The sequence below is a fragment of the Dokdonia sp. R78006 genome (assembly GCF_042466145.1).
GTDB lineage: Bacteria > Bacteroidota > Bacteroidia > Flavobacteriales > Flavobacteriaceae > Dokdonia.
The window spans coordinates 208005-234992 of sequence record NZ_JAXHBU010000001.1; the positions used below are offsets into that span (position 1 = coordinate 208005).

At 38.4% G+C, this 26988-nt stretch carries 24 protein-coding genes; 20 read left to right on the forward strand and 4 right to left on the reverse strand.

Annotation, left to right across the window (positions count from 1 at the left end):
- Positions 1–9: 9 nt before the first annotated feature.
- Positions 10–963: a signal recognition particle-docking protein FtsY gene (ftsY, locus tag SJY37_RS00985; protein ID WP_298328633.1), complete on the reverse strand. Its 954-nt coding sequence runs from the start codon at positions 961–963 to the stop codon at positions 10–12.
- A 295-nt stretch (positions 964–1258) separates the two neighbouring features.
- On the opposite strand from ftsY, the gene murC reads away from it, so the two are divergent.
- The 9 genes from murC (at position 1259) to SJY37_RS01030 (ending at position 14293) form a co-directional block, all read left to right on the forward strand.
- On the forward strand, positions 1259–2611 hold the full coding sequence (murC, locus tag SJY37_RS00990) for a UDP-N-acetylmuramate--L-alanine ligase (protein WP_298328636.1): 1353 nt from the start codon (positions 1259–1261) through the stop codon (positions 2609–2611).
- 51 nt (positions 2612–2662) lie between these two features.
- Complete coding sequence (locus SJY37_RS00995) at positions 2663–4009, forward strand: hypothetical protein (protein WP_298328639.1); 1347 nt, start codon at positions 2663–2665, stop codon at positions 4007–4009.
- 80 nt (positions 4010–4089) lie between these two features.
- A complete protein-coding gene (locus tag SJY37_RS01000) occupies positions 4090–5226 on the forward strand; it encodes a DinB family protein (protein WP_298328641.1) in 1137 nt (378 codons plus the stop codon).
- A 192-nt stretch (positions 5227–5418) separates the two neighbouring features.
- The gene (gene gyrB / locus SJY37_RS01005; protein WP_298328644.1) at positions 5419–7362 is read left to right on the forward strand and encodes a DNA topoisomerase (ATP-hydrolyzing) subunit B; all 1944 of its coding nucleotides are present in this window, start codon (positions 5419–5421) and stop codon (positions 7360–7362) included.
- A gap of 861 nt (positions 7363–8223) precedes the next feature.
- The gene (gene mdh, locus SJY37_RS01010) at positions 8224–9150 is read left to right on the forward strand and encodes a malate dehydrogenase (RefSeq protein ID WP_298328647.1); all 927 of its coding nucleotides are present in this window, start codon (positions 8224–8226) and stop codon (positions 9148–9150) included.
- A gap of 280 nt (positions 9151–9430) precedes the next feature.
- Entirely contained in the window at positions 9431–10045 is a 615-nt protein-coding gene (locus SJY37_RS01015) for a hypothetical protein (RefSeq protein WP_379952699.1), read from the forward strand.
- Positions 10046–10182: 137 nt separating this feature from the next.
- The gene (secDF, locus tag SJY37_RS01020; protein ID WP_379952700.1) at positions 10183–13164 is read left to right on the forward strand and encodes a protein translocase subunit SecDF; all 2982 of its coding nucleotides are present in this window, start codon (positions 10183–10185) and stop codon (positions 13162–13164) included.
- Between the two features lie 249 nt (positions 13165–13413).
- Positions 13414–13692 (forward strand): aspartyl protease family protein, encoded by a 279-nt coding sequence (locus tag SJY37_RS01025; RefSeq protein ID WP_298328655.1) that lies wholly within the window; start codon positions 13414–13416, stop codon positions 13690–13692.
- The gene (locus SJY37_RS01030) at positions 13610–14293 is read left to right on the forward strand and encodes a hypothetical protein (protein WP_298328658.1); all 684 of its coding nucleotides are present in this window, start codon (positions 13610–13612) and stop codon (positions 14291–14293) included. The genes SJY37_RS01025 and SJY37_RS01030 overlap by 83 nt, the downstream gene beginning before the upstream one ends.
- Positions 14294–14352: 59 nt before the next feature.
- On the opposite strand, the gene SJY37_RS01035 is transcribed toward SJY37_RS01030, so the two are convergent.
- Positions 14353–14994, reverse strand: a complete 642-nt coding sequence (locus SJY37_RS01035) for a 7-carboxy-7-deazaguanine synthase QueE (protein ID WP_298328661.1) — start codon at positions 14992–14994, stop codon at positions 14353–14355.
- Between the two features lie 331 nt (positions 14995–15325).
- Positions 15326–15949 (reverse strand): hypothetical protein, encoded by a 624-nt coding sequence (locus SJY37_RS01040; RefSeq protein WP_298328663.1) that lies wholly within the window; start codon positions 15947–15949, stop codon positions 15326–15328.
- 186 nt (positions 15950–16135) lie between these two features.
- Here SJY37_RS01040 and kynU point away from each other — a divergent pair, with 186 nt between their 5' ends.
- The 10 genes from kynU to SJY37_RS01090 all read left to right on the forward strand — a co-directional run bounded on the left by kynU (position 16136) and on the right by SJY37_RS01090 (position 25197).
- A complete protein-coding gene (gene kynU, locus SJY37_RS01045) occupies positions 16136–17398 on the forward strand; it encodes a kynureninase (RefSeq protein WP_298328666.1) in 1263 nt (420 codons plus the stop codon).
- Positions 17398–18015, forward strand: coding sequence for an FMN-binding negative transcriptional regulator (locus SJY37_RS01050; protein WP_298328669.1), 618 nt, complete (start codon positions 17398–17400; stop codon positions 18013–18015). The genes kynU and SJY37_RS01050 overlap by 1 nt, the downstream gene beginning before the upstream one ends.
- Before the next feature lie 49 nt (positions 18016–18064).
- On the forward strand, positions 18065–19465 hold the full coding sequence (locus SJY37_RS01055) for an NAD(P)/FAD-dependent oxidoreductase (protein ID WP_298328672.1): 1401 nt from the start codon (positions 18065–18067) through the stop codon (positions 19463–19465).
- Positions 19466–19480: 15 nt separating this feature from the next.
- Positions 19481–19933 carry a RidA family protein gene (locus SJY37_RS01060; RefSeq protein WP_298328675.1) on the forward strand — a complete coding sequence of 151 codons (453 nt, stop codon included), beginning with the start codon at positions 19481–19483 and terminating at the stop codon, positions 19931–19933.
- Between the two features lie 201 nt (positions 19934–20134).
- Entirely contained in the window at positions 20135–20431 is a 297-nt protein-coding gene (locus SJY37_RS01065; protein WP_366519238.1) for a GIY-YIG nuclease family protein, read from the forward strand.
- A 144-nt stretch (positions 20432–20575) separates the two neighbouring features.
- Positions 20576–22018: an aldehyde dehydrogenase gene (locus SJY37_RS01070; protein WP_298328681.1), complete on the forward strand. Its 1443-nt coding sequence runs from the start codon at positions 20576–20578 to the stop codon at positions 22016–22018.
- A gap of 58 nt (positions 22019–22076) precedes the next feature.
- Entirely contained in the window at positions 22077–22856 is a 780-nt protein-coding gene (locus SJY37_RS01075) for an SDR family oxidoreductase (RefSeq protein WP_298328683.1), read from the forward strand.
- Positions 22857–23318 carry a DUF1648 domain-containing protein gene (locus SJY37_RS01080; RefSeq protein ID WP_298328686.1) on the forward strand — a complete coding sequence of 154 codons (462 nt, stop codon included), beginning with the start codon at positions 22857–22859 and terminating at the stop codon, positions 23316–23318.
- A gap of 79 nt (positions 23319–23397) precedes the next feature.
- Positions 23398–24489 (forward strand): amidohydrolase family protein, encoded by a 1092-nt coding sequence (locus tag SJY37_RS01085; RefSeq protein ID WP_035327734.1) that lies wholly within the window; start codon positions 23398–23400, stop codon positions 24487–24489.
- Positions 24490–24555: 66 nt separating this feature from the next.
- Complete coding sequence (locus SJY37_RS01090) at positions 24556–25197, forward strand: O-methyltransferase (protein WP_298328695.1); 642 nt, start codon at positions 24556–24558, stop codon at positions 25195–25197.
- A gap of 63 nt (positions 25198–25260) precedes the next feature.
- On the opposite strand, the gene SJY37_RS01095 is transcribed toward SJY37_RS01090, so the two are convergent.
- Positions 25261–25542: a twin-arginine translocase TatA/TatE family subunit gene (locus SJY37_RS01095; protein WP_013751401.1), complete on the reverse strand. Its 282-nt coding sequence runs from the start codon at positions 25540–25542 to the stop codon at positions 25261–25263.
- 360 nt (positions 25543–25902) lie between these two features.
- Here SJY37_RS01095 and SJY37_RS01100 point away from each other — a divergent pair, with 360 nt between their 5' ends.
- Positions 25903–26766: an RNA polymerase sigma factor RpoD/SigA gene (locus SJY37_RS01100; RefSeq protein WP_013751400.1), complete on the forward strand. Its 864-nt coding sequence runs from the start codon at positions 25903–25905 to the stop codon at positions 26764–26766.
- Positions 26767–26988: the final 222 nt, after the last annotated feature.

Sequence of the window (26988 nt, forward strand, 5' to 3'; positions counted from 1 at the left end):
AGTAATGGCTTATTTAAAGAAACTATCTACAAACTCAACTTTGTTGAACACTTGCAAATCTTCGATACCTTCTCCTACTCCAATGTATTTTACAGGGATTTGAAACTGATCAGAAATGCCTATAACCACACCACCTTTGGCAGTACCATCTAGTTTTGTCACAGCAAGCGAAGTAACTTCCGTAGCTGCCGTAAATTGTTTTGCTTGTTCAAAAGCGTTTTGACCAGTAGATCCGTCAAGTACAAGAAGTACATCGTGAGGAGCATCTCCTACTACTTTTTGCATCACGCGCTTCACCTTAGTAAGCTCGTTCATTAAATTCACCTTATTATGTAATCTTCCTGCAGTATCAATAATGATCACATCTGCGTTTTGATTTACACCACTCTCTAGCGCGTCAAACGCTACTGAGGCTGGATCACTACCCATTTGTTGTTTTACAATAGGAACATCTACTCTATCTGCCCACACTTGTAATTGATCTATAGCAGCTGCTCTAAACGTATCTGCAGCTCCTAAAACTACTTTGAGTCCTTGCTTTTTAAATTGATATGCAAGTTTACCTATCGTTGTAGTTTTTCCTACTCCGTTTACACCTACCACCATAATTACGTGTGGCTTGGCACCTTTAGGGATTTCAAATTCTGTTGCGTTTCCTACGTTAGTCTCGCTTAGTAAGCCAGCGATTTCCTCACGTAATATTTGGTTAAGCTCATCTGTACCTACATACTTATCACGTGACACACGCTCCTCGATACGAGTAATTACTTTAAGCGTAGTTTTTACACCCACATCACTCGTTACAAGTACTTCCTCAAGATTATCTAGAACATCATCATCTACTTTAGATTTTCCAGCAACTGCCTTACTCATCTTATCAAAGAAGCTCGTCTTTGTTTTCTCTAAACCTTTATCTAAGGTTTCTTTTTTCTCTTTACTAAATATTTTTTTAAAGAAGCTCATAATTACTTTGGCGGTTTTCTGGTATGGTGTCGGTAAGACAAAAATAGTGCCTTTTAGGGAGAATGCCGTTATGTCACCTCGCAGACTACACTACTGATTGTCAATTTTTTAAATAATTATAGAGACTTGCTATTAAAAAAAGCGCCTTAATTACAGTCGTGGCAATGGTTATGAAGCGTTGAAGTACGCTTTCGCGAAAGCGTAAAAACCTCAAAACACCCATGACTAATTACCTGACTTCTCTTATGGTAGTTTGAGAGTATAATCTTATTTTTACTTCAAAGAATAAGATTATATGAATATCCATTTTATCGCTATAGGTGGTGCAGCAATGCACAATCTAGCACTCGCATTACATCATAAAGGAGAAACGGTTACAGGTAGTGATGACACTATCTTTGACCCGTCAAAATCCCGACTTGAAAAGTATGGATTGCTACCTGAAGCATTTGGATGGTTTCCAGAAAAAATCACAGTAGATCTTGACGCCGTCATATTAGGCATGCACGCAAAGGAAGATAACCCTGAACTTTTAAAAGCACAAGAGCTAGGACTAAGCATATATTCATATCCTGAGTACTTATATGAACGCGCCAAAAACAAAACCCGTGTTGTTATAGGCGGTTCTCACGGTAAGACCACTATTACTTCTATGATCTTGCATGTCATGCATTATTGGGATAAAGAAGTAGATTATATGGTAGGAGCGCAACTAGAAGGTTTTGACACCATGGTGCGCATGACAGATGATGCAGATTTTATGGTACTAGAAGGTGATGAATACTTAAGTAGCCCAATAGACCGCAGACCTAAATTTCATTTATACAAACCCAACATTGCCCTACTAAGCGGTATTGCATGGGATCATATTAACGTATTCCCTACGTTTGATAACTATGTTGAGCAGTTTCAGATTTTTGTAAATTCTATGACCAATGGTGGTGCAATGATTTACAACACAGAAGATGAAAATGTCGTGAAAGTGGTAGAAAATGCCACTGCACACATTAAAAAATATCCATACGAAACTCCAGCATACAGCATTGAAGATGGAGAGACTTTACTAGAAACTCCAGATGGACCGATGCCTATTGAAGTTTTTGGGAAACACAATCTTAACAACTTAGCCGGTGCTAAGTGGATTTGCCAGCACATGGGCGTGGTAGAAGAGGACTTTTATGAAGCCATCGCTACGTTCTCAGGAGCTAGCAAGCGCCTAGAAAAAATTGCAGAAACTAATGACACTGTCATCTACAAAGATTTTGCACATAGCCCATCAAAAGTAAGTGCTACAACTACGGCTGTAAAAGAGCAGTATCCAGACCGCACACTTATAGCTTGTCTAGAATTACACACCTACAGCAGTCTTAATCCAGAATTTCTAAGCGAATATAAAGGCGCGCTAGACAGCGCAGATGTTGCTGTGGTATTCTACTCTCCACACGCTGTCGAAATCAAAAAACTAGAACCTGTCACAGCGCAACAAATAGCAACTGCCTTTGAACGCGATGATCTTATTATTTACACAGATCCAGCCGACTTTAAAAAGTTTCTCTTTGACGAAGAGCTAAAAAACAAAGCGGTATTACTTATGAGTAGCGGTAATTATGGAGGTTTGGATTTTGAGGAGGTTAAGGGGTTGGTGTAACAATAACAAGTTTATCACTACCAACTTAGAACACAATCTAGCAACACACATTTGGGTTCAAAAAAATTTCTCTACAAAATAACATTACAAGAATTCTCAAAAAGGAAATTCTTGTTAAGTATCGTATTAGGACTTTTATCTGCTATAGTTTTTTATTACTTCTTACAGTACATTTTTGCACTCATTAGAAGTGTACACTTAGCATTTGCATATAACGCAGATAACACTCTAGATACAGACAAAAGGAATTATATTGCGCTATTCTTTTCTTCAATTTCTGTTACCCTAGGAAATACAATTAGCATAGCTTTTCTTTTTTCTGGAACTGATACAAGTAGTCTAAAAAGAAAAGCCAGGAGGAGAATTATAAATGACCAAAGTGCTCTTACCCCTACTGCAATATTCTGGGTTTTAAAAATCCTAGCCATCACAATAGGTAGTATCATAATATCCCATAGCTCGATACTATTTAAAGAGTTTGCCTACGCAATAGCATTATTACCTATAGTTCTATTCTTTGACCAAGCTAAAAGTCTGAGAAGGTTTTTAAAAGGATATACAGTTATAAAGATGGGCTTTCACTTTACGATTCTCAGCATATTGATGATAATTATAGCTTTCAGCAACATAGATGTTTACAACAAACAAGGTAACCTTCAAGTTGAGAATGAGTCATTTGCAAATCTTCCAGAATTTGAACTTGAAGGGCCTAATGATGAAGAGATCTTTCTTGGTTCGCATCAAAATCAAATTCGTTTCAAAGTCACTGAGAAAAATGATAGTATTAAAATTTACGGATGGGATCATTTTTTATCATATCATGATGTTCAAATGTCTGTGCTAGAATCTAATCAATCTCATTATAGATTTGATGCCATCTTCTATATTGATAAATCCATCAAGTGGAACAAATTATATACACTATTTGAAAAACTTCAATTAATCAATACAAATAATGTCTTAATTACAATTACAGACTCTGAGACACTATTAGAAACATATTACAAGCATCATATTATCACGTCTAAAGAACTTTATAACAAATGGTCGAACTCAATAGAGTATCCTCCCCCTCCAACACCACCCCGATTTTTTGAAGAGTTTGTTGTAAATAAAAATGTAGACACTTTAAATATTGCTTCATTTAAAAACACTAAGACATCCATCGAAGATTCGATATTCTCATATATCTATGAAGGCGCTCAAAGTAATACTGCGTTTGTATTTTACATTAACCAAGATATTTCAGTAGAAGAATATTTGGAATTTATGATAGGTTACAAAAAAGCTATCTATAAGTTGAGAACTGATTACAATAATCATCCTCAACTAAGAGATGATGCTTCTGCAAAATCCAAATATCCTATGATTTATAAAGATGTACTGATTAATCATTGATTTTTCAAACATATCATTTTGTAACAAAACCTCTATCTTGCTACTAATAAAGCCAGTAAGAACTCAAACAAGTCAATCCAATGAAATTTATTCCAACTCTTATCATATTACTCTGCTGCTCATTTATTGCAAAAGCTCAGCAATCTCAAGTATCAAACAGCTGGACAGCCTTTTCTCAATCTATAGATATGAGTATGGACAAGGAGCGCAAATTTATTCTTAAAGCAGCTGTAAAGGCAGAAATTGCAGACTCCACAGCTTGGGCAGGACTATGGGCCCGAGTAGATATGAAGAATAATGAGAACGGCTTTTTTGATAATATGGGTGATAGACCAATCAGAGATCCAGAGTGGAAAGAATATATCATTGAAGGAACCATAGGTAAAAATGCAGAACGATTACTTATAGGTGGTTTGATGCTATCTGATGGAACATTCTATTTTGATAACTTCTCTTTACAAATAGAAGACAGTAACGGCATAATGACAGATTTTCCACTAGGAAATGCCGACTTTGAAAAAACAGCAAAAGGAGAGAAAATAGACTCTTGGTTAGAAGGTATAGGCGGCACAAACAGCAGTTCTGTACTAGAGTACACACTAGAATCATCTAGCGATGCTTTTTCCGGAGCACACTCCCTGATGATAACAGGAGAAGGTACCGAAACTATGGACTTTGGCCCAGCCGAAATTAAGTCTGAAGATGGTTATGCTCCCCAGCTAGGTGTTTTAATCTCAATGCTAGATGATTTAAAAGAGCGAGTTGAGTATAGAGTAAAAGGAATGTCTCAGCACGAGATAGATCATCTACACGATGAGAATGCAAATCGCATAGGTGCACTCGTAATGCACCTAGCTGCAGCAGAGGTATTTTACCAAGTAAGAACATTTGAAAACAGAGGCTTTAATGAAGAGGAAGCCAAAAAGTGGGGACTAGCCTTAGACCTAGGTAAAAAGGCTCAAGAGGAGTTTAAAGGCAAGCCCGTGAGCTATTATCTAGAGGAGTTTACAAAAGTTAGAGAGCGCACTAAAGCCCTTTTTAAGTCTGCAAGTGACGAGTGGCTTCTCAAAGAAGTACCTAGTTATGGGATGAATAATTACTACGCCTGGTTTCACGTAATGGAACACCAGTCAAGTCACTTAGGTCAGGTTTTATTTCTTGCAAAACGCATTCCGCCAGAGGCAGAGATCAATGCGCCAACTGAGATGAAAAATTAAAGCTTTATAGATATTTAAAGATCATAATTCCGCTTTCGCGAAAGCGTAAAAATGCACCTCACAAATTGCGCTAAAAAGAGGCTTGTATTTTTCCACAAAATGTTAATAACTTCAAGGGTTTTCGAGGGTTTTTAAGACCTTTCTGGAGACCCTTTCTTTATATTTGTTTTTAGACAATTTAACTATTAAAATATGAGCGACGACGCTAAGAAGAAAGAGTACTCGGCAGACAGTATTCAGGCCCTTGAGGGAATGGAGCACGTACGTATGCGTCCATCGATGTACATCGGTGATGTGGGTGTAAGAGGATTACACCACTTAGTATATGAGGTTGTAGATAACTCTATTGATGAGGCTATGGGTGGCTATTGTGACGCCATAGATGTAACTATAAATGAAAATAACTCTATCACGACTAGAGATAACGGTCGTGGAATCCCAGTAGGGCTTCATAAAAAAGAAGGTGTCTCTGCCCTTCAGGTTGTAATGACCAAAATAGGTGCCGGAGGAAAATTTGACAAAGATTCATATAAAGTTTCTGGAGGTCTTCACGGTGTTGGGGTATCTTGTGTAAACGCATTATCTAACCACTTAAGAGCTACCGTTTACAAGGAAGGTAAAATCTGGGAGCAAGAATATGAGCGTGGTAAAGCTATGTACCCTGTAAAAGTTATAGGTGATACAGACTTTACTGGTACAGAAGTTACATTCTTACCAGATGACAGTATTTTCCAGCAAACTACAGAATATAGTTATGACACGCTAGCATCTCGTTTACGTGAGTTAGCATACCTTAATAAAGGAATTACGATTACGCTTACTGATAAGCGAGTTAAGAATGAGAAAGGAGAGCATGAAACAGAGACTTTCCATAGTAAAGAAGGACTTTCTGAATTTGTACGCTTTCTAGACGGTAACCGTACTCCTATTATAGGTGAGGTTATCTCAATGGAAGGTGAGAAAAATGGTATCCCTGTTGAAGTAGCCATGATTTATAATGACAGCTACGCAGAGAACTTACACTCTTATGTAAATAACATTAATACACACGAAGGAGGAACACACCTTGCTGGTTTCCGTCGTGGTCTTACAGGATCGCTTAAAAAGTTTGCTGATGCATCTGGTATGCTAGACAAACTTAAGTTTGATATTGCTGGTGATGATTTCCGTGAGGGACTTACTGCTATTATTTCTGTAAAAGTAAGTGAGCCACAATTTGAGGGGCAAACTAAAACAAAATTAGGTAACCGCGAGGTTACCTCTGCAGTATCTCAGGCCGTTGCCGAAATGATTGAGATCTACATGGAAGAAAATCCGAATGATGCCAAAATCATCGTTCAGAAAGTAATTCTAGCTGCACAAGCACGTCACGCTGCAAAGAAAGCACGTGAGATGGTACAACGTAAAACGGTAATGAGTATAGGTGGTCTCCCTGGGAAATTATCTGACTGCTCTGAAACAGATCCTACGCTTTGCGAAGTATTCCTTGTCGAGGGAGACTCTGCAGGTGGTACTGCAAAACAAGGACGTGATCGTGAGTTTCAAGCTATCTTACCATTACGTGGTAAAATCTTGAACGTAGAGAAAGCTATGGTTCACAAAGTTTTTGAAAACGAAGAAATCAAAAACATTTTTACTGCATTAGGTGTAACCATAGGTACTGAAGAAGATAGCAAAGCGCTTAACTTATCTAAACTACGTTATCACAAAGTAGTCATCATGTGTGATGCCGATGTAGATGGTAGTCACATTTCTACCCTGATACTTACTTTCTTCTTCCGCTATATGAAGGAGCTTGTAGAAAATGGTTATGTATACATTGCCACTCCTCCACTATACTTAGTAAAGAAAGGTCAGAAAAAGCAATACGCTTGGAATGATAAAGAGCGTGACGCCATTGCAGATTCTATGGGAACTCAAGGAGTATCTATACAACGTTACAAAGGTCTTGGAGAGATGAATGCAGAACAATTATGGGATACAACAATGAATCCTGAGTTCCGCACATTACGTCAAGTTGCCATAGATAATGGTACAGAAGCAGATAGAATATTCTCTATGCTTATGGGTGACGAGGTACCACCTCGCCGTGAGTTTATAGAAAAGAACGCTATTTATGCAAACATAGACGTTTAATAAAACTCTTATATTTTATTACAATGGTCCTGAGATAATTTCTCAGGACCATTTTTTTTTGAAGTAACTAACACCTCTCTAAATCTAAAGACCTGTGCATCGTATTACTCTCGATTTTACAACCAACTATCCTAGTACTCAACAATACTCAAGATTTTCAAACTCAGCAATTAAATAGACAAAAAACACTTAATTATCGACAAAGTACACATATTACTATTCGCATTATATTCGTTTTTGAGTTTCCTAGTGAATTAAAAGCTATGTCTATATTTACTCTCGAAAGGGATATTTTTAGATTATTTATAACATATTTCTGCTAATTTCTTAAGATTAGATGTAGGGGTTTAATTGGATAGAGATTAGCAACCTATAAATCCTTGCTATTTTATAGCAAGGATTTTTTTTGTCTTATCATAAACGAACTCTACCTAACAGCATAGTCCTCAAATCTATTACTTGGATAACATAAAATCCTATTTAAAAGCCGTTAACAAGCACTTATCTTCGATGAATTGCTTAAAACTTAAAATTATCAGGCAATGCTAGTGATCATTTATTCAATACAATCCAGCTCCTTATTTTTGTAATGCAGCATAACAACTGTCACACTTACACTATTATAAGTTGGGTATTTAAAATAGTTTAAGAGTGAAAAACGAGCGATTATTATTTGATTCATTTGGATTGTGAATTTCCCCGCTTGTTCATCCCCGTTTCTCAATGAGAAGCGGGGATTTTTTTTGTTGGTTAACATACATTTAGCGTCAGAGCGTACGATAAACGAGAGAGTTATTGTATTTTCGCAAAAGCGTAAAAAGCTATTAAAATCATACTATAAATCCTTAAAATTACATCCATATGAAAGTTACTGTAGTCGGTGCTGGAGCCGTAGGAGCCAGTTGTGCAGAATACATTGCAATCAAAGATTTTGCAAGTGAAGTTGTCTTAGTAGATATTAAAGAAGGTTTTGCCGAAGGTAAAGCAATGGACTTAATGCAAACTGCTTCGTTAAACGGGTTTGATACAAAAATCACAGGTACTACTGGTGATTATTCAAAAACTGCTGGTAGTGATATCGCAGTAATTACTTCTGGAATTCCTCGTAAGCCAGGAATGACTCGTGAAGAACTTATCGGGATCAATGCAGGTATTGTAAAAACAGTTGCCGCTAGCCTTGTAAAAGAATCACCTAATGTTATTCTTATCGTTGTTTCTAACCCTATGGATACAATGACTTACCTAGCACATAAAGTAACTGGACTTCCTAAAAACCGTATTATTGGTATGGGTGGAGCACTAGACAGCGCTCGTTTTAAGTACCGTCTTGCCGAAGCTCTTGAAGCTCCTATCTCAGATGTAGATGGAATGGTAATAGGTGGACACTCAGATAAAGGAATGGTACCTCTTACACGTCTTGCAACTCGCAACAGTGTACCTGTATCAGAATTTATTTCTGAAGACAGACTTACACAAGTAAAAGAAGATACTAAAGTAGGTGGAGCAACGCTTACTAAACTTCTAGGAACTTCTGCTTGGTATGCACCAGGAGCTGCAGTATCTGGACTTGTACAAGCAATTGCTTGTGACCAAAAGAAAATTTTCCCTTGTTCTGTACTTCTTGATGGAGAATACGGTCTTTCTGATCTTTGTATCGGAGTACCTGTAGTATTAGGAAGAAACGGAATTGAAAAAATAGTTGAAATCAACCTTAGTGATGCAGAAAAAGAGCATCTAGCAGAAAGTGCTGAAGGTGTTAAAGCAACAAACAGTTTACTTGACGCTTAAGAAGTCAGTAAATTGATCATATCAAAGGCTACCTATTTTTAGGTGGCCTTTTTTGTTATATATAATAAGGAGTCATTTTCTTTTTTAGTTACGCTTTCGCGAAAGCGTAAATACACACATCAAACCTTCCTCCTTATACGTTTATCATGCAGCTTAACATATCATTATAATGACACAAAAATTATTGGGTACTACCTCTGAGAATCCTATATTTGCGTGTTTGATGAAAACAGAAATCTATATGCAAAACTGCAATAGATGATGTTTTATAATTAAGTGTGTGAGAAATAAGTGGTTCATAAGTGCTTTTATAATTGCCCTTGCTATCGTAAGTATAAGCATGGAGCAACGCACTGCGCCTAATCAGGAAATAATTATTACATTTTCTGATACTGAGGCAAATCTTTCTCAATCTGAACATGCCATCGCATTAGTAAAAAACAAGCTGAGCTCGCTTGAAGTTGATAATATTAAAGTAGAGCAACTTGATAATGGATCTTTAAAAGTATCATACTACAGTACTATTGATGTTACGGATATAAAGAACAAATTATCACCTACCTCATCACATACTGTTTATAACCTTGAGAATGATAACTCAGATATACCAGGAGAAAACGAGCTCGGTCATTATGAGCTTGACGTTTATAAAATACAGGACAGCACAGACATGGAAGGTGCTGCTGGGGTTATTGTTGAGTCAAAATCTGAGTCTACACGTTCTTCTACCGTAAAAGTATATGCTAGCCTTCACAAACTAAGTGAGCACGTAGCTACAAATCAAACACAAACTGCTTACAACAATCACAAGAGAAGTGATGTTGCTTTCATTAACTCTTTCTACAACATACCTGAGACAAGGGCCGGCCCCTTAAGGCATAACAACATTAGCTAAGGCAAGACTTGCTCTAGCTAATTGCTTTTATCACAAAAGCAATCCCACAGATTATAATACCAATCACTTTACATTAATTTCAACGTAATAATCACACACTGATGTGCTATTTATTATGTTGATACAAACACACTAAAATGCAAAACAAAGGACTCATTAGATTTTTTGCGATAATTTTTGGTTTGGTATGTTTATACCAACTATCATTTACGTATTTCACAAACAAAACAGAAGACGAAGCTAAGGCTTACGCGATCTCTCAAGCACCAGAAGATGCAGACATGCAGGATGTGGTAGAGCGCGCATACTTAGATAGTATAGGAGCAAATCCTATTTTTGCTGGTATCACTTATAATGATGCTAAGGAAAAAGAACTTAACAAAGGACTGGATCTTAAAGGAGGTATTAACGTAATCCTTCAGATCTCTATCCGTGATATCTTAGGTGGTCTTTCTAATAATAGTACAGATCCAGCTTTTATAGCTGCATTAGATGCTACAGATGAGGCACAAAAAGATAGTCAGAACACATACTTCGAAGATTTCGTATCTGCATTTGAAGCTCAAGGAGGACAACTAGCTTCTCCAGATATCTTTGCAAACGTAATTCTTAACGAAAAAGTAGATACAGGAATGAGCAACGCAGAAGTTGCTAGTGTTCTTGAAACAGAAATCAAAGAAACAATAGGTTCTGCTTTTGAAACGTTACGTAATCGTATTGACAAATTTGGAGTAACACAACCTAACATCCAGTCTCTAGGAGATAATGGGCGTATTCTTGTTGAGCTTCCAGGAGCAAAAGATATTGATCGTGTAAGAGGTCTTCTTGAAAAGACAGCACAATTGGAGTTTTACCAAACTCACTATGCTGGAGATGCACTTAACTACTTAATAGGAGCAAATGAGACACTTCGTGGACTTGTTGCTAGTAGTGAAGAGAAGCAAGAAGCTGCAGTAGCTCAAGACAGTACTCTTGATGATAATGTATCTGATCTACTTAAAGATGCAGATGAGGAAGAGGCAGAACAAGATTTTGGACCACTTTTCAAAATATTTAGCCCTAACCAACTAGCGGTTCAAAATAGCGCAACTCCAACTATAGGATTTGCTGCTGTAAAAGATACAGCAACTATCAACTCTTACTTAAGAAACCCATCGGTTATCAAGCAGCGTCCAGCGACTTTACGTTATGCAAAGTTTGCTTGGGGTGTACCAGAAGAAGGAGCAGATATCGTAGCACTTTATGCACTTGAGTCTAACAGACAAGGTGCTCCATACATGGACGGTGATGTTGTAAACGATTCACGCCAGCAATTTACACAAACTCAACAACCTGCTGTAGGTCTTGATTTTGAAGGACAAGGTGTAAACCAGTGGGCAAAAATGACTCGCGAAGTTGCACAAAAAGGAAACGCTATTGCAATTGCACTAGATGGAAATGTATACTCTGCAGCAAATGCTCGTCAAGAGATTAAAGGTGGTGCGACAGAAATCTCTGGAAACTTTACAGTAGCAGGAGCACAGGATCTTGCAACAGTATTAAACGCAGGTAGACTTCCTGCATCTGCAAAGATTATTCAAGCAGAAGAAATTGGACCATCATTAGGTAAAGAAGCTATTGATTCTGGAATCTTATCATTCCTTATCGCACTAGCACTAGTATTAGTATGGATGGTATTTTACTACGGTAAAGCTGGTGGATTTGCAGATATTGCTCTTGTAGTAAACATCCTTTTCATCTTTGGAGTGCTTGCAGGTCTTGGAGCTGTACTTACACTTCCTGGTATTGCAGGTATCGTACTTACTATAGGTATGTCTGTGGATGCAAACGTACTTATCTTTGAGCGTATTAAAGAAGAGCTACGTAAAGGAAAATCTCAAAAAGATGCGATTAAAGATGGTTTCAACAACGCACTTTCATCTATTCTTGATGCAAACATCACTACATTCTTAACGGCACTTATCCTTTTCTTATTTGGAACAGGACCAGTACAAGGATTTGCAACTACACTTATGATAGGTATTGCAACTTCATTATTCTGTGCAATTTTCATTACTCGTTTATTCATTGATGGATATGGTAAGAATGGAAAATCACTTGAGTTTGCTACTTCTATGACTAAAGGTCTTTTTGTAAATAACAATATCGACTTCTTAGGAAAACGTAAAATTGCTTATGCTATCTCTGGTGTACTTATCGTAGGTGGCCTTGCTGCTTTACTTACTGGCGGCCTTGATACTGGTATTGACTTTGTAGGAGGTCGTACATATACTGTACGTTTTGATCAACCTATGAATGCACAAGAAGTAGAAGATGCACTAGTTGCAGATTTTGGAAGTGCAGATGTAAAAACTTTTGGAGCAGATAATCAATTAAAGATTACTACAAAGTACCGTATCGATGAGACAGGTACAGATATTGACGCTCAGGTTGAGCAACAATTATTTACTTCACTTACTCCTTACTTACCTACTGGAATGACGTATGCTGCATTTGCAAAGTCTACAGATGATAAGCAGGTAGGAAAAATGGAGTATTACATGGTAGGACCTACGATTGCAGATGATATTAAGAAAGGTGCACTATTTGCAGTTATCGGATCATTAATCGTAGTATTCTTATACATCTTATTACGTTTCCGTAGATGGCAATTCTCTCTTGGAGCTGTAGCTGCAGTTTTCCATGATGTATTATTAGTGTTAGGAGTATTTGCAGTCTTGAAAAACATCATGCCATTTGACATGGAGGTAGATCAGAACTTTATTGCGGCAATTCTTACCGTAATTGGTTACTCTCTGAATGATACCGTGGTAGTTTTTGACCGTATACGTGAGTATATTAAAGAACACGGATCTACTAGAGGATTTGGTAAATTAATTAACCAAGCACTTAACAGTACATTAAGCCGTACGCTTAATACCTCTGTAACTACGTTAATCGTACTTCTAGCGATCTTCTTCTTAGGAGCTCCATCTATTAGAGGATTAATGTTTGCACTTATTGTAGGTGTAATCGTAGGTACATATTCTTCACTATTTATCGCAACTCCTGTAATGTTTGACACAGTACAGAAGAAAGGATTAAAGGAAGAAAAAGAAGAGGAAGAGCTTGAAGCTTAAACCTAATATTTTTACAAAAAAACCCGTTACTTTTAAGTAGCGGGTTTTTTTTATATCTAATATGTCCGAGGTTCTTAGAAAATTTTATAATTACGCTTTCGCGAAAACGGACATAGCTATTTACAATTCATTTATCATAATAATAAAAACCTAAGAAGCTTATAATGGAGAATTAAAAAAAACAAGTCAAACCTTAATGTAATAAATTAAAATTTTTATCGTCATTATAATGTAATCAGATCTATAATTATGAAAAACACGCTTCTACTCCTTATTATAATATTTACTTCAGTAGCTTATTCTCAACAATTACCCGAGAAGCCTATTCATATACCATTTACACAAACAGCTGGCGGTCATATTATCATCACTGCAACAATAAACGGAATTAATGGGAATTTTATTTTTGATACTGGAGCAGGAATGAATTTACTCACAAAAAAATTTGCAGATAAAATCACTGATCTTAAAAAAAACTCAACACTTCCATACTGGTCATCGTGCAACAGGCGAAGAAATAGTTTCTGATATTCACATAGGAGAATCTCTTAATCTGGGTGGTTTAGTACTTGATAATGAAAAGTTTGCAATTTATGATTTTGAGTTTCCTCTAGATGGACTTATATCCCTCACTCCCTTTTTACTTAATCAGATCACTATAGACTTTAAAAACAAAAGATTAACTATAGAATCTTCAACATCATTACAGGTACGAGTAGATAATCAAGATTTTGAAATGCCTTTACTCATTCATAATGATAAAGATATTACTATAGGTATCGCAACACATGTCTTAATAAATGATAAACTTTCATTACTAGTAAATATTGACAGTGGTGCTGGTTTTAATGTATATCGATTTAACTCTAGATATATAGATACACTCGGGCTAGTAGCGGACAATTTAAAAAGTGAGTACAAAAATAGCTCATTTAAACCCGAAAGCGGAAATACTTTTTACTATGCCACATTAGATTCATTGAGCAACATTGCCAAAAATACTTCTGTAAACGATATTAAGGTATCATTTGTAGAAGGTCTTATTTATGAGGGTATTATGGGAGTTAATTGGCTAGGTGAGATCATCACTATAGATATGAAAAATAAGAAGTTTATCGTCCAGAAATAAGGCATTAAAACAAGTAACTAAGTACTTCTTACTAAAAATCAGCGATCTCGTGTAGTTTCTTAAGGAATATTTAAATACTTATGTGTTTGTAAGCTCACCTTCCACTTCGGGTTTTTCATCACGTAATCTACAATGAGCGGCACTATTTTATCACGCACAGACCATTCTGGTTGCAAGTATAGAATACAGTCCTCCCCTACTTGCTCTGCGTGTTTCTCTGCAAAGTCAAAGTCAGATTTATTAAAGATAATCACCTTTAGCTCATTTGCTTTTTCTAAAACAGATGTTTTAGGTAGCATTAGCTTTTTAGGAGAAAGACAGATCCAATCCCAATCACCAGAAAGCTCGTAAGCACCAGAAGTCTCAATATGAGTCGTAAGACCTAGTGACTTTAACTTTTGAGTAAGCGGGTTCATATCCCACATAAGCGGCTCACCACCTGTTACAACTATAGTATCAGAATACTTTGCTGCATTTTCGGCAATGGTATTTGCGTTTGTAGGAGGATGAATCGCAGCATCCCAGCTTTCCTTAACATCACACCAGTGGCAACCCACGTCACATCCACCCACTCGTATAAAGTAGGCAGCCGTTCCTTTATGGAATCCTTCTCCTTGTATAGTGTAAAATTCTTCCATAAGCGGGAGCATCTCACCAAGGTCTATTTGTGCTTGTAATGAATCTAAGGCCTGTTTTGTCATAGCGTGCAAAGATAAAGAATACAACTAGATTTAAAACCATCCATTACGAGAGTCTGTTTAAGGTTAACATATGTTACGCATAGGTTGGATTAATTACGCTTTCGCGAAAGCGTAATCCCAATAATCATCGCTAGTAATGCTCCACCACCTAGCACAGTAAAGCTCAGTTTTGAGACTTTAAAAATCTACCAAAAACCCCACCAGTTCAGGGCTCGAAAGAAATAGCACGAAACAAAAAAGCCGAACAATCATATGATTGTTCAGCTTTAAAAAATAAATTTAATCCTTTAATAATCAGTAAAGGTTATTATGAGACTAGACAGAATGATATTTATTCTTGGACTGTTACATTTTTCCACTTTCCACCACCAAAATAAAACCCTAAAGAGATACCAAAGTATCCATTCTTTACAGCACCAAATTCATTATTATTAAGATCACGTAATTGACCCTCTGGGGCAAAGTTATACTCCGCAGCAAGTCTAAACTTAAAGTAGTCAAAACCTACTCGCAACATCCCACCTAGGCCATTATCAGTCTCGATATTATTTGCATCATCATATTCATCAAAATCTGCAATAACGTTTGCACTAGAAACATATCCTATCCCAGCACCACCAAAGACTGCAAAAGGTGACCCATCTTTATGGTAAAAGTAATAATCTATTGTACCTAAGTATGAACCGTACACAGTGACAATATCCGTTTCAAAAGCATCAATGCCATCAGTAGGATTCGTTAACTCTGCAAGCGCCGCACCACCTATTCTAAAACCTACATTTATCTTTTCATCTATTGACCATTTAGGTTCCAGATTAAATAAAACGCCATCGCCATATTCATTACCGGCAGCATAACCTAGGCGTATATCAAATCTAAATTTTTCTTTTTCTTGTGCAGTAACCTGTGTGTAGCAACCTGCAATTAGTAAAAGTAGTACAACTAGTTTTTTCATAAAATTTATTATTTAAATGGTCCACAAATATAAATAACCTTCTCTCTCTACGTAAGAAAAACTCAGTTACATATTACAATTTAAATGTGCTGAACATTTACGCTGCTTCATAAGCCTGTAAAGACATTTTCTCCCTTAAAATCATTATTTTTAGACAAGCAACAGTTCTTCAAGAAAACAGCATATATGGTGTATGAAAATAATCTCGCTTTCGCGAAAGCGCAAGACGAAAAAGATCCCCTTAAAGAGTACCGAAATCACTTCTACATACCAGTAGACAAAGAGGATAACGAACTTATTTACCTCTGCGGAAACAGCCTAGGCTGCCAGCCAAAATCTGTCGCACAATACATCGAGCAAGAACTCAATGACTGGGCAGATCTGGGTGTCGAAGGGCATTTTAAAGAAGAAACTCCGTGGATGTCTTATCACGAGGAACTCGCAAAACCTATGGCACACATCGTAGGTGCAAAACCTAGTGAGGTAGTGATAATGAACACCCTCACGACAAACCTTCACTTGATGATGGTCTCGTTTTACAATCCTACGACATCACGTCATAAAATCATTATAGAAAGTGACGCTTTCCCATCAGATAAGTATGCGGTAGAAAGTCAGATACGCCAGCGTGGATACAATCCAGAGACGAGCCTTATATTATGGCAACCTCGAGAAGGAGAAGAATTATGCCGTTATGAAGACCTAGAAGCACTTGTAAAAGAACACGGCGACAACGTTGCGCTATTACTCATAGGTAATACTAACTATTATTCTGGACAATTCTATCCCATAAAGAAAATTACTGACTTAGGTCATAGCAACGGCAGCAAAGTAGGCTTTGACCTTGCACACGGAGTGGGTAATATTATGCCAGACTTACACGAGAGCGGTGCAGATTTTGCCGTGTGGTGTACCTATAAATACCTCAACAGTGGCCCAGGAAGTCTAGGGGGATGCTTTGTACACGAGCGCCACCATACAGATAAAAACATACAGCGATTTACGGGCTGGTGGGGACAAAACAAAGACACACGCTTTAATATGCGCAAAGGCTTTGACCCAATCCCAACTGCCGAAGGCTGGCAATTATCAAATCCTCCTATCCTCAGTATGGCAGCTGTAAAAGCGAGCTTAGATATTTTTGAGGAAGCTGGTATGAGCAACATACGTGCAAAATCTGAAAAACTCACTGGTTACCTAGAGTTCTTAGTAAACGAACTCAACAATGAGCACATTGCTATCATTACACCAAGCGATCCAGTGCAACGCGGGTGTCAATTAAGTATTCAAGTAAAAAATACCGATAAGAGTTTACACAAAAAACTCACCGAAGCAGGAGTCATCTCAGACTGGCGTGAGCCAGACGTAATACGCGTCGCTCCAGCACCGCTTTACAATAGTTATCAAGACGTATTTGAAATGGTAGAACGACTCAAAAAGATACTGTAATGTATATCCCTGAGATTTATAAAAATGAAAACCCTGAGGAGATACGCAGTTTCTTAAAAGAGAATGCTTTTGGGATTCTTGTCACAAATCTTGACGGAAAATCGTGTGCGACACACATCCCTTTAGAATTATCAAAACGCCCAGACGGCACCGAAATCATACACGCACACATCTCAAAAATGAATGAGCAAGTTGCTCATCTCCACAATGGCGCAGAGGCGCTCTGTATTTTTAATGGACCTCACAGTTATATTTCGGCTAGTTGGTACGATTTTGAAGAAGTCTCCACCTGGAACTATACAGCCGTACAAGTGAGAGGTAATGTGCGTTTACTTGATAAGGAAGGCACTTATAGATCCATCAAAGCGTTGATGGATAAGTATGAAGCTCCGCAAAAAAATCCAATAGATATGGATGCGCTTTCTGAAAAAACATTGCGGCAAATAAACGGCGTCGTGGCATTTGAGATTGAAATTACGAGCATTGAAGCTGTAAAAAAGATGTCACAAAACAGAAACGATAAAAATCACGCTGCTGTAGTTTCCAGCTTACGCGAAAATGGAACTCCAAACGACAAAGCCGTCGCAGATGAAATGGAGTGCTTGAGAAATAAATAAAATTCAAAAAGTACTAACTGAGAGATCACACTAGTACTCACAATATAATATGGCAAAACAAGAACACATACTCATTATAGGCGCAGGCCTTTGCGGTTCGCTTCTAGCATTACGTATGGCGCAACGTGGTTATAAAATCACCTTGATGGAAAAGCGTCCAGACCTAAGAGCCGTACATCAAGATGCTGGTAGAAGTATCAACCTCGCTTTATCAGATAGAGGTTTAAAGGGTATACGCCTTGTAGGCCTTGAAGATCGAGTAAAAGATTTGTGCATCCCTATGAATGGAAGGATGTTGCACGACAAAGAAAGTAACACCCTTTTTAGTCCGTACTCTGGACGTACAGATGAATACATAAATTCTATCTCACGTACAGACCTCAACATTATGCTACTCAATGCGGCAGATGAGTATGATACCTTACAGGTTCACTTTAACCAAGCTTGCACAAACGTAGATCTTAAAAATGCTACGGCAACCTTTACAGATTATCACACAAAAGAAGAGCAAACCATCACTGCAGATATTATTCTAGGTGCAGATGGTGCAGGATCTGCAGTGCGTAAGAGTATGTATATGAGTCGCGACTTTTTATTCAGCTTCTCGCAAGATTACTTAGGTCACGGTTATAAGGAACTCACCTTCCCTCCTGCCGAAAATGGCGGATACCGCACTGAAAAAAATGCCTTACACATCTGGCCACGTGGTCGTGATATGATCATTGCTTTACCTAACCTAGATAGGAGTTTTACTGTAACGCTATTTATAGATTATGAAGATGCTCCAGATAGTTTTGCATCACTAGATAGTCCAGCTGCAATTACAGAATACTTTACAAGACAGTTCCCAGACGCTATCCCTATGATGCCAGAACTGGTAAAAGAGTATGAAGAAAATCCTGTAGGGCCGCTAGGTACTATAAAATGCCACCCGTGGAGCGCCTTTGGAAAAACGTGTATACTAGGAGATGCGGCACACGCCATTGTTCCATTTTATGGACAAGGGATGAATGCTAGTTTTGAAGATGTGGTAGTTTTTGACGAGACGCTAGATGCATTTGGCGATCAAGGATGGGAGAAGGTATTTAAAGAATTTGAAAAAACTAGAAAACCAGATACAGATGCCATTGCAGACCTTGCGGTAGATAACTTTCACGAGATGAAAGAACACACGGCGCACCCTATGTTTCAAGAAAAGAGAAAGCTAGAGACACAATTTGAGAAAGAATTTCCTACGGAGTATCACTCAAAATATAGTTTAGTAACTTTCAACGAAGCGATAGGATACAAAGAGGCAATGACGCGCGGTAGAGCACAAAACAAGGCTATTTTAAACCTACTGGATGACGGATTGCTACCTGATTCTCTTTCGCTTAAAGCGAAATTAAAAAAAGTACAACAGGCTACAGAAGACATCTTGCACGACGATGCCATAGCCGGAAACATATAACAAAATCATATACTTATGAGTGATAAAGATTTAGACCTACGTTTACAAGGCGATCCTTTTAATGAAAAGAAAGTGACACCTAGAGGAGCTTATCCTCATATTAAAAGAGCTGGAGACTTTCTATTTGTATCAGGTACTAGCAGCCGAAAAGCAGATAATACTTTTGCTGGCGTGCACGTAATAGACGAGATGGACACAATGCACCTTGATATCAAAGAGCAAACCAGAGCCGTACTAGAAAACATAAAGAAAACACTCGCAACCGCAAATGCCACGATGGAAGATGTGGTCGATGTCACTTCGTTTCTTGTAAATATGAATGATTTTGGCGGTTACAACGAAGCCTACGGAGAGTTTTTTAATAAAGAAACTGGCCCTGCAAGAACCACCGTAGCCGTACACCAGCTTCCACATCCACATCTGGTGGTTGAGATTAAGGTGATGGCTTATAAGCCGATAGAAAAATAGAAGCAATGTCTCTTCGAGCGCAGTCGAGAAGATGTCCATTGGCTAGAAATTCTGAAAGTGTCTCTTAGAGCGCAGTCGAGAAGATATCTTTTTAAATAAAGTAGAAATGATGTAATTTCAAAAGCAGTCGAGTTTCCCTGTCAGTTCGAGCGCAGTCGAGAACTCAATGAACCTAACCTAATGAAAACCTATTACGTCTATATGCTCAAATGCAATGACAACCTGATTTATACAGGTGTTACAAATGATATAGCAAGACGTTATGAAGAACATCAACAAGGACGAAATAAGAGTAGCTTCACATACAAGCGTCGCCCAGTTGCATTGATTTGGCACGAAGTGTTTAATGATATAGAGCAAGCTATTACCTTCGAAAAGAAACTCAAGAAATGGAGTTCAAAAAAGAAATTGGCTCTCGCATCTGAAGATTATGATATGATTCAGGCGTTAGCGGAATGTAGGAATGCGAGTCATTTTAAATATAACCCTGACAGTTAGTTCTCGACTGCGCTCGAACTGACAAAAAAATGTAGAGCTGGACTTGCAATTAGTTCTCGACTGCGCTCGAACTGACAAAGAAAACTCGACTGTGCTCGAACTGACATGAGAAAAATGTAGAGATCGAACTGATAAAAGAAGACAATGAATATCAAAAACTACATAAACGGCGACTATAAAAACCCAGCATCAAATGATTGGTTAGAGAATTATGAGCCAGCTTCTGGTGAGGTATATGGGCAGATTCCTAATAGTAGTGCGGAAGATATTGAGGAGGCAACCGCTTTCGCGAAAGCGGCATTCCCGCAGTGGTCCAGCACCACACTTGATGAGCGCAGTCGCATCTTGATGAACATTGCAAGTGGTATTGAAGCTAGACTTGAAGAACTCGCTCAAGCCGAAAGTCGGGATAATGGGAAACCGGTTTCACTAGCAATGGCTGTAGATATCCCGAGGGCGGCGAGTAACTTTCGGTTTTTTGCAAATGCAATCACCCAGTTTTCGGCAGAGAGTCACGAGAGTGTGGGAATGAACGCAATGAATTTTACCCTGCGTAAACCCATAGGCGTGGTGGGATGCATAAGCCCGTGGAATTTACCGCTGTATCTTTTTACCTGGAAAATCGCTCCCGCAATAGCCGCTGGTAATTGTGTGATTGCAAAACCTAGTGAAGTCACTCCTATGACGGCTTATCTGCTAGGTGAGATTTGTACAGAGGCTGGACTTCCTCCCGGTGTTCTCAATATTGTGCACGGGCTGGGACACACAACGGGACAAGCTATTTTAGAACATAAAGACATCAAGGCGATAAGTTTTACGGGAGGTACAAAAACGGGAGCTCATCTTGCAAAAACGTGTGCACCTATGTTTAAAAAATTATCACTAGAACTAGGTGGTAAAAACCCAAACCTCATTTTTGCCGATTGTAATTATGAGGATATGCTTGCCACAACCGTGAGAAGCTCCTTTGCAAATCAAGGGCAAATCTGTCTCTGTGGGAGTCGCATTTTTGTAGAGCGATCTATTTATGACCGATTTAAAAATGATTTTATTTCAAAGGTAAAGGAGTTAGTCGTGGGACATCCATCACAAGAGAAAACAAACCTTGGAGCGCTCGTTTCAAAATCACACCTTGAGAAAGTAGAAGACTACATTCACAATGCACAAGCATACGGAGGTACTGTTCTTTGTGGTGGTAAGAGAGTTACTGTTGCAGGGTATGAGAATGGCTATTACTTAGAACCTACGGTTATTGAAGTAAACAGTAATGACTGCAAACTGAATCAAGAAGAGATTTTTGGACCTGTGGTGACTATAATGCCTTTTGACACCGAAGACGAAGCCCTTGCACTAGCAAACGGAACAAAATACGGACTCTCTGCAACAGTTTGGACTCAGCAACTTGACAGAACAATGCGTTTAAGCAACGCACTTGAAGTTGGTATTGTCTGGGTGAATACGTGGATGAATCGAGATTTGCGCACACCCTTTGGCGGAGTGAAAGCTAGCGGCGTGGGGCGTGAAGGCGGCTTTGAAGCGCTCCGATTTTTTACTGAGGCAAAGAATGTTTGTATAAAATATAATTAGAAAATAAAATCAGAGTTCGCTCGGACAGATTAGTTCGCTACGCTCGCAATCACATACTATGAAACTAAACCTAACTAATAAAAACGCCCTCGTCTGCGGCTCTACAGCAGGGATCGGACTAGCAACCGCAATGGGTCTAGCAGAAGAAGGTGCAAACGTAACCCTTGCTGCTCGTACAGAAGAAAAGCTCAAAAACGTTATCGCACAGTTACCTAATAACGGTTCGCAAAAGCACAGCTACGTGGTGGCAGATTTTACAAATCCGCAGGAGGTGGCAGCTGCTGTTTCGGCAATGGGTAATGTATATCACATATTAATCAATAACACAGGTGGCCCTCCAGGTGGACCAATAGTGGATGCAGATGTTACTGCTTTCGCGAAAGCGTTTACACAACACCTACAAACCAATCACCTATTAACACAAACAGTACTCCCAGGAATGAAAGCCGAAGGATATGGACGCATTATTAACGTGATCTCTACCTCGGTAAAGCAACCGCTAGATGGGCTAGGTGTGAGTAACACGATACGTGGTGCCGTGGCAAACTGGAGTAAGACGATGGCGAATGAGCTAGGGCTATACGGCATTACCGTAAACAACGTACTTCCTGGCGCAACCGCTACGGGCAGACTCTCTGAGATTATAGAAAACAAGGCAAAAAAGACTGGAAAATCTATAGAAGAGGTATCACAAACTATGGCAAACGCTTCACCAGCAAAACGTTTTGCAAAGCCAGAAGAGGTTGCAAATGCGATTGTTTTTCTAGCTAGTGAAGCCGCTTCATTTATTAATGGAATAAATGTCCCAGTAGATGGAGGACGCACAAAAAGCTTGTAGATGGATATTAAAAAGATTTTCTGGATACTAAGTTGGCTCGTGGCGGGAGTTACCTTTGCGATGATTCTGATACATTATGGGGATATTCCAGACGAGGTACCTATGCACTTTGATGCGACTGGGGTGGTAGATAGATATGGGTCAAAAAATGAACTTTTTATCTTACCCGCACTTAGCGTCTTACTTATCTTACTATTCCAGTTTATGACAGGCAAGTCTATAAAGATTAACAAGCATAAACAAGGGGTTAAAAATGAGGCACAGGTTACCGTTACAAAAACCTTTATGTCACAAATGGCGCTATATTGCACCCTACTTTTTGGGTGGCTGGTATATCAATCTATGGCAGTTGCCGTGGGTAAACAGACTGGATTAAGCAGTTATTTTTTGGTTGCAACCTTTGGCGGTTTTATTATACTACTCGTCTTATATTATATACAACTCAAGAAGGTAAAAGAGTAAGGCGGTACTCATATAATAATTGTATTTTTAAAAACACAACAGCGATTGCGCAGTACGCTTTCGCGAAAGCATACTCAATATGTCACATAAAAAACTTCGCATAAACGGTCACTCTCACCTACTTCCATACCCTGAGGAAATTCCTCAGTTTATGAAAGACAAAGGGATTTTTTGGGTAGACAAAGACCGAAAGTTTATGCTCCAAAAAGACTGGAGCAGACCTGTGACAGATTCTAGTTTTTTCTTGCACGAAAAACTGGAGTGGATGGAACGCAACAAGGTAGACCACGCGGTGGTACTTAACCTCTCGCAACTTTATGGAAACGGACTGCGTCTAGAGGAAATGAAGCAAGCACTTAAGTTTCAAAACGACTTTAATGCGCGAGTACAACAAGATCATCCAGATAAGTTTACAACTGGTTTTGTGGTACACCCTGGGTTTGTGCGTGGAGCATTATGGGAGATAGAGCGATGTGTAGAGGTGCTAGGTATGGATTTACTATGCTTGCCTACACACTATATGGATACTATTGGGACGTGGCGATGTATTTTTGATGAAGAAAATGAACCTATTTTTGAACTTGCAAGCAAGTATAATCTCGCAGTAGAGATTCACCCGTATGATGGTGAGAAATTTATAAAACTGCAGAATACAAACTGGCGTTTTCACCTCATCTGGATGCTTGCACAATGTGCAGATGCCTACCACTTTCTTACGCTTAATGGCTATGCAGATAAGTATCCAGGTATGCGTGTGTGCTTTGCACACGGTGGCCAACTAGCACAAATAAATCTAGGGAGACGTATACAAGGTTTTGACGGAAGGCCAGATCTTTTTGAAGGAAAAACACACCCACGTAAATCTGTGGGGCATCCTAATATCTTTTTTGACACCCTAGTACACGATACAAATTCGCTTAAAATGGTTATAGAAAACCAAGGAAGCAAGCAGGTAGTAATGGGACTTGATGATCCATACCCGCTAGGTGAGATGGAAAGCGACAACCAGAGTAGTTATCCTGGTAAGATATTAGATCTTGCTTTAGAACGCGAGATTATTAATGCTACCGAGTATGACCAGATATGGGATGATAATGTTGTGCGCTGGCTATATGGAGATGATGAGAAGCGCAAGGAAGCTTTCAGGAAAAGAATATTAGGCGAAAAATAAATTGTTGTATTACCTAGACCTATCTCAACAGCGATAGGTAATTTTGCCCTTTCAAACTTATTTATAATGCATTTTTTACCAGAGGAACTTGATGATTATGTGGTTGCCCACTCGGCGCAAGAACCAGCTCATCTCAAAGCGCTTACAAAGGAAACTTACCAAAAGATACTACAACCACGTATGCTTTCTGGTGCCTACCAAGGTAGAGTACTTAGTATGATAAGCAAGCTAGTAAACCCAAAAAGCATTCTTGAGATAGGGACTTTTACCGGCTACTCCGGCTTATGCCTCGCCGAAGGTTTACAACAAGAAGGGTCTCTACACACCATAGATATTAAGGAAGAACTTGTAGACTTCCAGCGCAAGCATTTTGACGCTTCGCCTTACAGATCACAAATTACACAGCACCTCGGTCAAGCGTTAGATATCATTCCAACCATTGACACTACTTTTGACCTCGTTTTTATAGATGCAGATAAACGCAACTACATTAATTACTATAATGTGATTATTGATAAGATGAGTAAGGGTGGTATTATCCTTTCTGATAATGTGCTCTGGAGCGGCAAAGTGGTTGAGCCACTTAATGAGAAAGATATAGACACTAAAGTGTTACTGGAATATAACAAGCTACTCAATGAAGATAAACGTCTTGAGACCGTTCTATTACCTATAAGAGATGGGCTTACGGTGAGTCGTGTTTTATAAATTTTGCTTCTTAAGCTATTAAGGAATATACATTAAGATCTCAATACTGAGATTGGTCTAGCATTATAGAGATCTCTTGATAGGACCAGTAATATCATTAATATCCTCCTTAGCCTTATCAATCTCCTTTTTAATATCCTTAGTAAGGTCTAAGTCGATATCATTTCTTTCGGCAGTTTTTGTGATTTCTGACTTGATATCATTTGTAGCGTCTTTAAGTTGGCGCATGCCCTTCCCTAAACCGCGAGCGATTTCTGGAACTTTGTCTGCACCAAAAACCATAATCACTATAAAAATAATGAAGGCAATTTCGGCACCAGAAATAAATAGAGGTAAGCTTATCATAGATAACAAAGGTATTTAATAGCGCAGTAGTTTAAAAACTTTCAAATGGAATAATAACAAACTATATGCGATTGTTTTAAGGGTATTAAATACGCTTTCGCGAAAGCGTAACTATTCACATATAACGCTTAATAACAACACATTCTCATAAAATAATAGCTAGCACCTCATAAATCACGCTATGTAAGGATTACTAAAAAATCGCAAATGATTAATTCATAGATAATTATGCCAATTTAACAAGTTGCATAAGCTATAACTTAAAAATCATTTAAAAAAAACTTTAAGTTTTTTGTAACATTTTGCAACTTTGCTGCGTATAACAGTTATAATAGACAAACCCTAGTTCATTACAACCCTATGAGACAGCTTAAAATTACTAAGCAGGTCACCAATCGTGAGACCGCATCCTTAGACAAGTACTTACAAGAAATCGGTAAAGTTGACCTTATCACGGCAGATGAAGAGGTGGAACTAGCACAGCGTATAAAAGCTGGTGATCATCGTGCTCTAGAGAAGCTTACTAAAGCAAATTTACGTTTTGTAGTTTCTGTGTCAAAACAATACCAAAACCAAGGACTTACCCTTCCAGATCTTATTAATGAAGGTAACTTAGGGCTTATAAAAGCTGCACAGCGCTTTGATGAAACTCGTGGTTTTAAATTTATATCATATGCAGTATGGTGGATACGCCAGTCTATCTTACAAGCACTAGCAGAGCAATCTCGTATTGTACGTTTACCTCTCAATAAGATTGGGTCTATTAATAAAATTAATAAAACCTTTGCTTTTCTAGAACAGGCAAACGAACGCCCACCTAGCCCTGAGGAAATTGCCAAAGAGCTAGACATGTCTATTAATGATGTAAAGGAATCTCTAAAGAACTCTGGACGTCACATAAGTATGGATGCGCCTCTAGTAGAAGGAGAAGACTCAAACTTGTATGATGTCTTAAACTCTGGTGAATCACCAAACCCTGATCGCGAACTACTACATGAATCCCTTAAGACAGAAATAGAACGCGCTCTTGAAACACTTACTCCACGTGAGGCAGATGTGGTTAGACTTTATTTTGGCTTAGGAGATCAACAGCCTATGACGCTTGAGGAAATAGGAGAAACTTTTGATCTTACTCGTGAGCGAGTGAGACAGATTAAGGAAAAAGCGATCCGTAGATTAAAACATACTTCACGTAGCAAGATTCTTAAGACTTATTTAGGATAAGCTTATCATTTTCACCGATAATGTGTTAAAACCAATAGCCAATGCTCTTGGTTTTTTTTACAGTGAAAAGATTTGGTATCTTTGTAATACAAAAATGTAATTAACGCCACTGGCGACTTAATAATGACAACAACAGTTTATCATAACTGTTCGTTTTTTGATTGATGAATGAATCCCCGGCTGATTACCGGGGATTTTTCATTTTATATATTCTGGGTTACA